At 39.8% G+C, this 12,490-nt stretch carries 14 protein-coding genes; 13 read left to right on the forward strand and 1 reads right to left on the reverse strand.

Going from position 1 to position 12,490, the window contains the following annotated elements:
• Positions 1-105: 105 nt before the first annotated feature.
• From NGI26_RS01285 to whiA, 8 genes are all read left to right on the forward strand, one after another.
• Positions 106-624, forward strand: a complete 519-nt coding sequence (locus NGI26_RS01285) for a Dps family protein (protein ID WP_251934997.1) — start codon at positions 106-108, stop codon at positions 622-624.
• A 127-nt stretch (positions 625-751) separates the two neighbouring features.
• Positions 752-1,258 (forward strand): dihydrofolate reductase, encoded by a 507-nt coding sequence (locus NGI26_RS01290; protein WP_251935009.1) that lies wholly within the window; start codon positions 752-754, stop codon positions 1,256-1,258.
• 201 nt (positions 1,259-1,459) lie between these two features.
• Positions 1,460-2,692 (forward strand): ATP-dependent Clp protease ATP-binding subunit ClpX, encoded by a 1,233-nt coding sequence (gene clpX, locus NGI26_RS01295; protein WP_251935012.1) that lies wholly within the window; start codon positions 1,460-1,462, stop codon positions 2,690-2,692.
• An 8-nt stretch (positions 2,693-2,700) separates the two neighbouring features.
• Positions 2,701-3,288: a ribosome biogenesis GTP-binding protein YihA/YsxC gene (yihA, locus tag NGI26_RS01300; protein WP_251935025.1), complete on the forward strand. Its 588-nt coding sequence runs from the start codon at positions 2,701-2,703 to the stop codon at positions 3,286-3,288.
• Between the two features lie 9 nt (positions 3,289-3,297).
• Entirely contained in the window at positions 3,298-3,678 is a 381-nt protein-coding gene (locus tag NGI26_RS01305) for a RidA family protein (protein ID WP_251935028.1), read from the forward strand.
• A 51-nt stretch (positions 3,679-3,729) separates the two neighbouring features.
• On the forward strand, positions 3,730-4,620 hold the full coding sequence (rapZ, locus tag NGI26_RS01310) for an RNase adapter RapZ (RefSeq protein ID WP_251935031.1): 891 nt from the start codon (positions 3,730-3,732) through the stop codon (positions 4,618-4,620).
• Positions 4,617-5,594, forward strand: a complete 978-nt coding sequence (locus NGI26_RS01315; protein WP_251935034.1) for a YvcK family protein — start codon at positions 4,617-4,619, stop codon at positions 5,592-5,594. The genes rapZ and NGI26_RS01315 overlap by 4 nt, the downstream gene beginning before the upstream one ends.
• On the forward strand, positions 5,591-6,502 hold the full coding sequence (whiA, locus tag NGI26_RS01320; RefSeq protein ID WP_251935037.1) for a DNA-binding protein WhiA: 912 nt from the start codon (positions 5,591-5,593) through the stop codon (positions 6,500-6,502). Before NGI26_RS01315 ends, whiA begins: the two co-directional genes overlap by 4 nt.
• A 450-nt stretch (positions 6,503-6,952) precedes the next feature.
• On the opposite strand, the gene NGI26_RS01325 is transcribed toward whiA, so the two are convergent.
• The gene (locus NGI26_RS01325; RefSeq protein ID WP_251935040.1) at positions 6,953-7,921 is read right to left on the reverse strand and encodes an NAD(P)/FAD-dependent oxidoreductase; all 969 of its coding nucleotides are present in this window, start codon (positions 7,919-7,921) and stop codon (positions 6,953-6,955) included.
• 133 nt (positions 7,922-8,054) lie between these two features.
• On the opposite strand from NGI26_RS01325, the gene cdaA reads away from it, so the two are divergent.
• The 5 genes from cdaA to NGI26_RS01350 all read left to right on the forward strand — a co-directional run bounded on the left by cdaA (position 8,055) and on the right by NGI26_RS01350 (position 12,348).
• Positions 8,055-8,912 (forward strand): diadenylate cyclase CdaA, encoded by an 858-nt coding sequence (gene cdaA, locus NGI26_RS01330; protein ID WP_251935042.1) that lies wholly within the window; start codon positions 8,055-8,057, stop codon positions 8,910-8,912.
• Entirely contained in the window at positions 8,899-9,678 is a 780-nt protein-coding gene (locus NGI26_RS01335) for a CdaR family protein (protein ID WP_251935046.1), read from the forward strand. The genes cdaA and NGI26_RS01335 overlap by 14 nt, the downstream gene beginning before the upstream one ends.
• A 28-nt stretch (positions 9,679-9,706) precedes the next feature.
• A complete protein-coding gene (glmM, locus tag NGI26_RS01340) occupies positions 9,707-11,056 on the forward strand; it encodes a phosphoglucosamine mutase (protein WP_251935049.1) in 1,350 nt (449 codons plus the stop codon).
• A 66-nt stretch (positions 11,057-11,122) separates the two neighbouring features.
• On the forward strand, positions 11,123-11,497 hold the full coding sequence (locus NGI26_RS01345) for a DUF1149 family protein (RefSeq protein WP_004252208.1): 375 nt from the start codon (positions 11,123-11,125) through the stop codon (positions 11,495-11,497).
• A 2-nt stretch (positions 11,498-11,499) separates the two neighbouring features.
• Positions 11,500-12,348 (forward strand): DegV family protein, encoded by an 849-nt coding sequence (locus NGI26_RS01350; protein WP_251935053.1) that lies wholly within the window; start codon positions 11,500-11,502, stop codon positions 12,346-12,348.
• The last annotated feature ends 142 nt before the right edge of the window (positions 12,349-12,490 follow it).

Raw genomic sequence — 12,490 nt, forward strand, 5'->3', positions numbered from 1 at the left:
TTTTTTAATGTGAGTTAATTTCCTTGCTTTTGTCTACTTGGAGTAGTATACTGAGGTAGTAATCAATAAATATGGTTACAAAAATAATTTTACGAGGTGAGAAAAATGGTTGAATTGAAAAAAGATGCATTAAAAGATGTAGCAACATTATCTAAATCAGCGGCAGAAGCGCTAGTAAATACAAAGAAAGTTTTGAATCAAGCAGTTGCAGACTTGTATGTAGCACATATCGCTCTTCATCAAGTACACTGGTACATGCGTGGACGTGGTTTTATGGTATGGCATCCTAAGATGGATGAATACATGGATAGCCTTGATGGTTACCTAGATGAAATCAGCGAACGCTTGATTACACTTGGTGGAAAACCATACTCTACTTTGACAGAATTCCTTCAACACAGTGAAATTGAAGAAGAAGTTGGAGAGTTCCGCAATGTAGAAGAAAGTTTGGAACGTGTCCTTGACATTTATCGTTACCTCATCACTCTTTTCCAAAAAGCTTTGGATGTAACAGATGAAGAAGGTGATGATGTTACGAATGATATCTTTGTTGGTGCTAAGGCTGACCTTGAAAAAACAGTCTGGATGCTTGCGGCAGAATTAGGACAAGCACCTGGTTTGTAAGATAGTCTATTTTTCTAAAAATCCGTAGAAGTTTTCTACGGATTTTTTCTATTCAGGAGGGCATTCCAAAACAGTCTTTTTTGAAGATTTTTGATAAAATAGAACTATCAATGAAAAGGATGGAAGCATGACAAAGAAAATCGTAGCCATTTGGGCTCAAGATGAAAAGGGTGTAATCGGAAAAGAAGATCGCTTACCTTGGCATTTGCCAGCAGAGTTAAAACATTTTAAAGAAACAACCTTTAATCATGCTATCTTAATGGGGCGTGTCACCTTTGATGGAATGGGACGACGTTTACTTCCAGGACGTGAAACCCTGATTTTGACGCGTAATCCCGAGGAAACAATCGATGGGGCTCTGGTTTTCCAAAGTGTTGAGGATGTTTTAGACTGGTATCATCATCAGGATAAAAATCTATACATCATTGGTGGCAAGCAGATTTTTCAGCTTTTTGAATCCTATCTGGATGAGATGATTGTGACACAAATTCATGCTCAAGTTGAAGGAGATACCTATTTCCCAGAAGAATTTGACTTGACTGCTTTTGAGAACGTTACAAGTAAATCTTATAATAAAGATGAAAAAAATGCCTATGATTTTACCATCGAATATAGAAAGAGAAAGGAAGTCTAATGGAGCGCAGTATTTTTGGATTTTTTACAGCTCTTTTGTGTGCTGTCTGTCTTGTAGCTGGAACACACGCTTTTCGTAAAAAGCGATTTGGACTTGCTACTCTGCTTTGGCTTAATGCCTTTACAAACTTGGTAAATAGCATTCATGCTTTTTATATGACCTTATTTTAGATAGAAAGAATAGTTAGAACGGAAGGGAATCATGCCTACAAATAGGAAAAATGATATGATGGTTTATTGCTCATTTTGTGGCAAAAGCCAAGAAGAAGTTAAAAAAATAATCGCTGGGAACAATGCCTTTATCTGTAATGAATGTGTGGAGTTGGCCCAGGAAATTATTCGTGAGGAGTTGGCTGAGGAAGTTTTGGCAGACTTGTCTGAAGTACCAAAACCTATTGAACTCCTAAATATCTTGAACCACTATGTGATTGGTCAAGATCGTGCCAAACGTGCTTTGGCAGTGGCTGTATATAACCACTACAAACGCATCAATTTCCATGACACTCGTGAAGATCATGAAGATGTTGATTTGCAAAAATCAAACATTCTAATGATTGGCCCAACTGGCTCAGGGAAGACTTTCCTTGCTCAGACTCTTGCTAGAAGTTTGAATGTACCATTTGCTATTGCTGATGCAACGGCTCTTACTGAGGCTGGCTATGTGGGTGAGGACGTTGAAAATATCCTCCTCAAACTCTTGCAGGCAGCTGACTTTAACATTGAGCGTGCAGAACGTGGGATTATCTACGTCGATGAGATTGACAAGATTGCCAAGAAGAGTGAGAATGTTTCCATCACACGTGATGTTTCTGGAGAAGGTGTGCAACAAGCCCTCCTCAAAATTATCGAAGGAACTGTAGCTAGTGTACCTCCTCAAGGTGGACGTAAACATCCGCAACAAGAAATGATTCAAGTGGATACCAAGAATATCCTCTTCATCGTGGGTGGTGCCTTTGATGGAATCGAGGAAATTGTCAAACAGCGTTTGGGTGAAAAAGTTATCGGTTTTGGACAAAATAACAAGGCTATTGATGAAAATAGCTCTTACATGCAAGAGATCATCGCAGAAGATATTCAAAAATTCGGAATTATTCCTGAGTTGATTGGACGCTTGCCTGTCTTTGCAGCTCTAGAGCAGTTGACCGTGGACGATTTGGTTCGTATTTTGAAAGAGCCAAGAAATGCCTTGGTGAAACAATACCAGACCTTGCTTTCATATGATGATGTAGAGCTTGAATTTGACGATGAAGCCCTTCAAGAAATTGCCAACAAAGCAATCGAACGGAAAACGGGTGCTCGCGGTCTTCGCTCAATCATCGAAGAAACCATGCTAGATGTTATGTTTGAAGTTCCAAGTCAAGATAATGTGAAGACAGTTCGTATCACAAAAGAAGCAGTCAATGGAACAGCTAAGCCAATCCTAGAGACAGCCTAGAGGTGACCATGGAAATCAATACACACAATGCTGAGATTTTGCTGAGTGCAGCTAACAAGTCCCACTATCCGCAGGATGAACTTCCTGAGATTGCTCTTGCAGGTCGCTCAAATGTTGGTAAATCTAGTTTTATCAATACTATGCTCAATCGAAAAAATCTAGCTCGTACCTCTGGAAAACCAGGAAAAACACAACTACTGAATTTCTTTAATATTGATGATAAGATGCGGTTTGTGGATGTGCCTGGTTATGGTTATGCCCGTGTTTCCAAAAAAGAACGCGAAAAATGGGGACGCATGATTGAGGAATACTTAACTACTCGAGAAAATCTTCGAGCAGTTGTTAGTCTCGTTGACCTTCGTCATGATCCGTCAGCAGATGATGTACAGATGTATGAATTTCTTAAATATTACGAAATCCCTGTCATCGTTGTAGCGACCAAGGCAGACAAGATTCCGCGTGGGAAATGGAACAAGCACGAATCAGCTATTAAAAAGAAATTAAACTTTGATCCAAGTGATGATTTTATCCTCTTTTCATCCGTGACAAAAGCAGGAATGGACCAAGCTTGGGATGCTATTTTAGAAAAATTGTGAGGAATACAAATGGCAAAAACAATTCATACAGATAAAGCTCCAAAGGCAATCGGACCGTACGTTCAAGGTAAAATCGTTGGTAACCTTTTGTTTGCTAGCGGTCAAGTTCCTCTATCTCCTGAAACTGGAGAAATCGTAGGAGAAACTATCCAAGAACAAACAGAACAAGTCTTGAAAAATATAGGAGCTATTTTGGCAGAAGCGGGAACAGATTTTGACCATGTGGTGAAAACAACTTGCTTCTTGAACGATATGAACGATTTTGTACCTTTTAATGAGGTTTACCAAACAGCCTTTAATAAGGAATTTCCAGCTCGTTCAGCTGTGGAAGTAGCTCGTCTTCCTCGCGATGTAAAAGTCGAAATTGAAGTCATCGCAGAGATTGGATAAGCTAGTTGAAGTTTGGTTCTTCCAAACTTCTTTTGATATAAGGAGACTATGATGACAAAAAAACAACTTCACCTAGTGATTGTAACAGGGATGAGTGGTGCAGGGAAAACTGTAGCCATTCAATCCTTTGAAGATTTAGGATATTTTACCATTGATAATATGCCACCTGCTCTCTTGCCTAAGTTTTTACAGTTGGTGGAGACCAAGGATGATGACCACAAGTTAGCTTTGGTCGTGGATATGAGAAGTCGTTCTTTCTTTTCAGAGATTCAGTTGGTTCTTGATGAGATAGAAAATCAAGAAGGTTTAGACTTTAAGATTCTCTTTTTAGATGCTGCCGATAAGGAATTAGTTGCACGTTATAAGGAAACAAGAAGAAGTCACCCTCTTGCAGCAGATGGTCGTATCTTAGATGGAATCAAGTTGGAACGAGAACTCTTGGCTCCTTTGAAAAACATGAGTCAAAACGTGGTAGACACGACAGAGTTAACCCCTCGTGAACTCCGTAAGACCATTGCAGAGCAATTTTCGGACCAAGAACAAACGCAATCTTTCCGTATTGAGGTTATGTCCTTTGGATTTAAATACGGAATTCCAATTGATGCCGATTTAGTATTTGATGTGCGTTTCTTGCCAAACCCTTACTATCTTCCAGAACTTCGTAACCAAACAGGTGAAGACCAGGCAGTTTATGACTACGTCATGAATCATAAGGAATCTGAAGATTTTTATCGTCATTTGTTAGCCTTGATTGAACCAATTCTACCAGGCTACAAAAAAGAAGGTAAGTCTGTTTTAACCATTGCAGTGGGTTGTACAGGTGGCCAGCACCGAAGCGTTGCTTTTGCCAAACGATTAGCAAACGATTTATCTAAAAATTGGCTTGTAAATGAAAGTCATCGTGATAAAGATCGAAGAAAGGAAACGGTAAACCGTTCATGAGAAAACCAAAAATTACGGTGATTGGTGGAGGAACCGGAATCCCTGTTATTTTAAATAGTCTACGCGAAAAGGATGTGGATATCGCAGCTATTGTAACCGTTGCGGATGATGGTGGTTCTTCAGGTGAACTTCGTAAAAACATTCAACAGTTAACACCACCAGGTGATTTGCGTAATGTCCTTGTGGCTATGTCAGATATGCCAAAATTCTACGAGAAAGTCTTCCAATACCGTTTTTCTGAGGATGCAGGTGCTTTTGCCGGTCATCCATTAGGGAACATTATCATAGCAGGACTTTCTGAAATGCAGGGTTCAACCTACAATGCCATGCAATTACTGAGTAAGTTTTTCCATACGACAGGCAAGATTTTTCCATCAAGTGACCATCCTTTGACACTCCATGCGGTCTTCAAAGATGGATCAGAAGTAGCTGGGGAAAGTCACATCGCAGATCATCCAGGAATGATTGACTATGTCTATGTTACCAACACTCTGGATGATAAAAAGCCACAGGCAAGTCGCCGAGTCGTCAATACGATTCTTGATAGTGATATGATTGTTTTGGGGCCAGGTTCCCTCTTTACTTCGATTTTGCCTAATATCGTTATTGAAGAAATTGGTCAGGCACTTCTGGAAACTAAGGCTGAAATTGCCTATGTCTGTAACATTATGACTCAGCGCGGAGAGACCGAGCATTTCTCAGATAGTGATCACGTAGAAGTCTTGCATCGTCATTTGGGTCGTCCATTTATCGATACTGTCCTTGTGAATATCGAAAAAGTTCCGAGGGACTATATGGATACCAACCGTTTTGATGAATATTTGGTGCAGGTTGAGCATGATTTTGAAGGTTTGCGTAAGCAAGTCCCACGTGTCATTTCATCCAACTTTCTACGCTTGAAAAATGGGGGAGCCTTTCACGATGGTGACCTAATCGTAGATGAGCTCATGCGCATCATACAGGTGAGAAAATGAGTTTTACAGTAGCAGTAAAAGAAGAAATTTTAAGTCAGCACCACCTCAGTCGCCATGAATTATCAGCTATTATCAAGATGTCGGGTAGTATTGGTTTATCGAGCTCTGGTTTGACCTTGTCCGTCATTACAGAAAATGCTAAGTTGGCCCGTCATCTCTATGAATCTTTCTTACACTTTTATGGCATCAAGTCTGAGATTCGTCACCACCAGAGAAGCAATCTTCGAAAAAATCGTGTCTATACCGTTTTCACAGATGAGCGTGTTCAAGAACTCTTAGCGGATTTACGTTTAGCAGATTCTTTCTTTGGCTTGGAAACAGGGATTGATCCAGATATTTTAGGAGATGAGGAAGCAGGTCGTGCCTATCTCTGTGGTGCATTCTTAGCAAATGGAAGTGTCAGAGATCCCGAGTCAGGCAAGTATCAGTTAGAAATTAGTTCGGTTTATGTAGACCACGCTCAAGGGCTTGCTTCACTTTTGCAGCAGTTTTTGCTAGATGCCAAGGTTATCGAACGAAAAAAAGGTGCGGTGACCTATCTTCAGCGAGCAGAAGATATTATGGATTTCCTAATTTTAGTCGGAGCCATGCAGGCACGAGATACTTTTGAAGGTATCAAGATACTCCGAGAAACTCGTAATGACCTCAACCGTGCCAATAATGCAGAGACAGCTAATATTGCTCGGACGGTTTCAGCAAGCATGAAAACCATCAACAACATCAGTAAAATCAAAGATAGAATTGGTTTGGATAATCTTCCAGCAGATTTGCAAGAAGTAGCGCATTTGCGTATCCAACATCCTGATTATTCTATCCAGCAATTGGCAGACAGTTTGACAACCCCTCTCACCAAAAGTGGTGTCAATCATCGACTGAGAAAGATCAACAAAATTGCAGATGAATTATGAATAGAGCGCATAAGATAAGCGGATTTTAAGCTTCTATATGTGCTTACGGGTATGAATTTGATAAAGAAGGGTGTACTCATGCTTTGAATTCTAGGGATATGAAAATAGTTGTAAAAACTCTTAATTCTTGGTACAATAGAAATAGATAAGTAGGGTAGTAGTTTACGAGTGAAAACATGGTATAGCACCTTTGAAAGAAGATGGATTTAGCGAGGGTACACTGAGTTTAGTAGTATCTAGCTATTGAAGCTTGTGCTATTATCAAGACGACGGTTGAAATCCGTCCACCTATAATGATTAGCCTCAACTTAATGTTGGGGCTTTTGTCTTAATTCAGTCTTTTTTTCTACAATCAAAGTAGCCTTTATAATATTTCTAGAGGATTTACACGTTGAGAATAATATAATTCCATTAAAAGAACCACGAACCCTAGGATTCGTGGTTTTTTTCTTATAGACTTGTCGAGTGTTTTGGTTGTACTTTTTGCTGAGGGTCAATGTAGTTAATGGCATTGTTGACAGCAGTTGGAGCTTCACCAAGGCCAGTTGCAATTAAGTCAATCTTACCTTCGTAGTAGCAGCAGTCACCGATAGCGTAAATTCCAGCCTGGCTTGATTCTTGCTTGCTATTGACGATAATCTTATGACGATTCAGTTCTAATCCCCAATTTTTAAGATTACCAACTGATGATTTGAAGCCATAGTTGACAAAGAGGTGCTCCAGTTCAAGGCTTTCGGTCTCATCGGATTTGACTTTTGTGATTTCCAGTTTGTCAAGAGTTTGACCATCTCCAAGAAGCTGACTTGGAACAAATGGTGTTTTGATAGTCACAGAAGACTCTTGCAAGGCTTGTACACTATGCTCAAGAGCACGGAAGTTATCTCGGCGGTGAACAAGTGTAGTTGGAGCAATCTTTTCAAAAGCTAGTGCCCAGTCCACAGCTGAGTCACCACCACCGAGGATGGTTATCTTCTTACCAGCATATTGTTGAATATTAGAAACGTGGTAGTGGATATTGTCATAGCCTTCCACGCCTTCTAATTCTAGTGGACGAGGTTTAAAGGCTCCGCCACCCATAGCAATAATGACGGTTTTAGAAGTATGATTTCCCTTATTCGTTGTAATATTAAAAACACCGTCCTCTTTTTCAATCTCAAGAACAGTTTCATTGAGGTAAACAGGCGTCTCAAACCCTTCAAGTTGTTCCAAAAGGCGGTTAGTCAATTCTTCCCCTGTAAGGTTTGGAAAACCTGGAACATCGAGAATTTGTTTTTCAGGATAAAGGATAGCAGGTTGACCACCTAGTTGAGGAAGAGAATCGATGATTTGTACTTTGGCTTGGCGAAGGTGAGCATAAAAGGCTGCGAAAAGACCGACAGGACCACCTCCTACAATGGTGATATCGTATAGTTCAGACATGGTTTCTCCTTAATAATTTCTATTTTCTTATTCTATCATATTTTCTACTAATTTAAAATGAAGTAGGGGGAAGAAAATTTTCATATAAAATGATATAATGAAGAGTAGCTTTTTTATGGAGAGGAGACCTAGAATGAATTTTCAGCAATTATCTAATCTTCAATACTGGTCTAGTTTATTTTCCAGTCCTTGGAGTATTCTGATAAATGTGATTGATATTCTTATCGTTGCCTATATCTTATACCAATTTACAAAATCAATTGCAGGAACCAAGATTATGATCCTGGTTCGAGGCGTTCTAGTTTTTATCTTAGCTCAGATAGCAGCTAATACCTTGGGCCTGACAACTATTTCCTGGTTGATCAATCAATTGATTACCTACGGGGTTATTGCAGCGGTTGTCATTTTCTCTCCAGAAATTCGGACAGGCTTGGAACGATTAGGTCGAGCTACGGACTTCTTTTCAAGTACACCAATGAGTTCAGAAGAACAGATGATTCAGTTCTTTGTTAAAGCGGTAGAATATATGAGTCCACGTAAAATTGGAGCACTTGTCTCTGTTCAGCGTGTCAGAACCTTGCAGGAATATATTTCCACAGGGATTACTTTAGACGCTAAAATTTCGGCAGAACTCTTAATCAATATCTTCATCCCCAACACCCCTTTACATGATGGAGCAGTCATTATAAAAGGTGATCGGATAGCGGTAACTTCTGCTTATCTTCCGCTAACTGAAAACACTGGTATTTCTAAGGAATTTGGAACGCGACATCGTGCAGCCATTGGTTTATCTGAGGTTTCGGATGCTCTCACTTTTGTTGTATCAGAGGAAACTGGAGGTATTTCCATTACCTATAATGGTGTCTTTAAACATGATTTAACGATGGAGGAGTTTGAAGAAGAGCTACGCCGTATACTAATTCCGGAAAATTCACAAGAGCCAAGCTTAACAGAACGTATATTAGGGGGCTGGAAGAATGAAAAAAAATAGTTTATATATCATCTCCTCACTCCTCTTTGCTTGCGTTTTATTTATCTACGCAACATCAATCAATTATCAAAACAATACGAATGCTAGACAAACTCGAACTGAAACCTATACCAATACGGTAGTTAATGTCCCGATTGATATTCAGTATGATAGTGACCAATATTTCATTAGTGGTTTTAGCTCAGAAGTTACGGTATTTTTGACGGGTTCAAATCGAGTCACCTTGGCTAGTGAGATGCAAGAGAGCACTCGTAAATTTAAAGTGACTGCTGATTTGACGCAAGCTACAGAAGGAACGATTGAAGTTCCCTTGAACATTGAAAATCTTCCAAGTGGTTTGACAGCTGTCGCAACACCACAAAAAATCACAGTCAAGATTGGTAAGAAAGTCACTAAAAATAATGTACCAGTGGTTCCTCAAATCGATTCTAGTCAAATTGATGAGCGTATTATCATCGAACGTGTTACTGTTTCTGATGAAAAAGTATCAGTGACCAGCGACGCAGATACTTTGTCTAAGATTGATAGAATTGTAGCAGTTTTACCAACGAGTGAACAGATTACAGGAAACTACTCTGGATCAGTTCCCTTACAAGCTGTTGATAAAAATGGATCTGTCTTACCGACAGTTATCACACCTTTTGAAACGACTATGAAAGTCTCAACTAAAACGGTTAGAACAACAAGTGGCACAACTACAACAAGTAATACTTCGTCTACTGAAAACTCTTCAACGACATCAGCAGAGACGAAGTCAGAATCTTAAAAAAATATACTAGAAAAGGAATGTTAAAATGGGTAAATATTTTGGAACGGACGGAGTCCGTGGGGAAGCAAACGTAGAATTAACGCCAGAAATGGCCTTTAAATTGGGTCGTTTCGGAGGATATGTCCTCAGTCAACATGCGACTGAAGCGCCTAAGGTTTTCGTAGGACGTGATACACGTATTTCAGGGGAAATGCTTGAAGCAGCTCTCATTGCGGGTCTCCTTTCAGTTGGAATTCACGTATATAAGCTTGGTGTTCTTGCAACACCAGCAGTAGCATACTTGGTTAAAACTGAGGGAGCAAGTGCAGGTGTCATGATTTCAGCTAGTCACAACCCAGCTCTTGATAACGGAATTAAATTCTTTGGTGGTGACGGCTTTAAACTTGACGATGACAAGGAAGCAGAAATCGAAGCCTTGCTTGATGCGAGTGAAGATACTCTTCCACGTCCAAGTGCTGAAGGTCTAGGTACTGTAGTTGATTATCCAGAAGGTTTGCGCAAGTATGAAGCTTATCTTGTTTCAACTGGAACAGCTCTTGAAGGGATGAAGGTAGCCTTGGATACTGCAAATGGCGCTGCTTCAACAAGTGCTCGACAAATTTTTGCAGACATGGGTGCTCAATTAACGGTTATCGGAGAAACTCCAGATGGACTCAACATCAACTTGAACGTTGGTTCCACTCATCCAGAAGCCTTGCAAGAACTTGTTAAAGAAAGTCAATCTGCCATTGGTTTGGCCTTTGATGGTGATAGCGACCGTTTGATTGCTGTGGATGAAAATGGTGAAATTGTTGATGGTGACAAGATTATGTATATCATCGGGAAATACCTTTCTGAGAAAGGTCAATTGGCTCAAAATACGATTGTGACAACAGTTATGTCCAACCTTGGTTTCCATAAAGCCTTGGACCGTGAAGGAATCAATAAAGCAGTCACTGCTGTTGGAGACCGCTATGTAGTTGAAGAAATGAGAAAGTCAGGTTACAATCTCGGTGGTGAACAGTCTGGTCATGTTATCTTGATGGACTATAACACAACTGGTGATGGTCAGTTGTCAGCAGTTCAATTGACGAAGATCATGCAAGAAACAGGTAAGAGTTTATCAGAATTAGCATTAGAAGTGACTATCTATCCTCAAAAGCTAGTTAATATTCGTGTAGAGAATGCCATGAAGGAAAAAGCTATGGAAGTACCAGCTATCAAGGCGATTATTGATAAGATGGAAGAAGAGATGGCAGGTAACGGTCGTATTCTCGTTCGCCCAAGTGGAACAGAACCACTCTTGCGTGTCATGGCTGAAGCACCAACAACTGAAGAAGTAGACTATTATGTTGACACTATTGCTGAAGTTGTGAAAGCAGAGATTGGTATTTAGGAAAGTTAGCAGAAAATAAGAAAATATGTTACAATGTCAAAGTAAATTGTAACCATGGAGAATATGATGAATTTAAAACGCGAACAAGAATTTGTTAGTCAGTATCACTTTGATGCACGTAACTTTGAATGGGAAAATGAGAACGGAATTCCTGAAACAAAGGTTGATGTGAACTTCCAACTACTTCAACACGACCAAGAAAATCAGGTGACTTCTCTCGTAGTTGTTTTGAGCTTTATGATTGTCTTTGATAAATTTGTTATCAGTGGAACCATCTCTCAAGTCAACCACGTTGAAGGTCGTATCGTAGATCAACCAAGCGATTTTAGTCAAGAAGAAGTTGAGACACTTGCTCGTCCTTCTTTGGATATGCTAAACCGTTTGACTTACGAAGTGACGGAAATCGCCCTAGATTTACCAGGAATTAATTTGGAGTTTTAAAAATGAAATTAGCGGTCATAACAGACTCATCTGCTTTTCTACAAGCGGAAACCTTGCGGAAAGAAGATTTATTTGTGCTAGACATTCCTGTGAATATCGATGGACAGGAGTATGTTGAAGGTGTAAATCTAACCGCTCAAGAATTTTATGAAAAAATGGCTCGTTCATCTGAACTACCGAAAACCAGTCAGCCAAGTATTGCTAAGTTAGATGAAATATTGTCATCCTTGCAAGAAAAAGGTTATACTCATGTTTTGGGGCTCTTCCTTTCTTCTGGAATCTCAGGATTTCACCAGAATATCCAGTATATGACGGATGAGTTCGAAGGATTAAGGATTGCTTTTCCTGACACTCGTATTACAAGTGCTCCACTAGGTTTTATGGTGGAAAGTGTTTTTCAGTGGGTTGAGCAGGGAGATGACTTCGAGTCTATCTTAGAGAAGGTAACTGAACAAATTGAAAATACTTCTGCCTTTATCATGGTAGATGACCTCGACCATCTGGTAAAAGGTGGTCGTTTATCAAATGGTGCAGCTGTTTTAGGAAACCTTCTTAGTATTAAACCAATCTTATATTTCAATGACCAAGGTGTTATCGAAGTTTGTGAGAAGGTTCGTACAGAGAAGAAAGCAACAAAACGCCTGGTTGAAATTGTCAAAGAAACAACAAGTAACGGGAACTACCGAATTGTAGTGATTCATGGGAACGCCCCTCAAAAAGCAGCAGATTTGCGCCAGCTTTTGATAGATGGTGGTGTAGCTACAGATATTTCAATTGCAACCTTCGGTAGTGTTATTGGAACTCACCTTGGTGAAGGAAGTATTGCTTTGGGTTATACACCAATCGTCTAGATTGTTCTTACAGGCTTTGTATCTTAGAAATTGAACACGGACTACCTGCCTCTTGAAAAAAGATGCCTGTCTTGCCTTTCGTGGAAAGTCAGCGCCATTCCCTATTTTTCATGGGCAGCTAACGTCCTTTGTATCTTGATTA

Source organism: Streptococcus sp. Marseille-Q0941 (assembly GCF_943736975.1).
In the GTDB taxonomy this organism is placed as follows: Bacteria; Bacillota; Bacilli; order Lactobacillales; family Streptococcaceae; genus Streptococcus.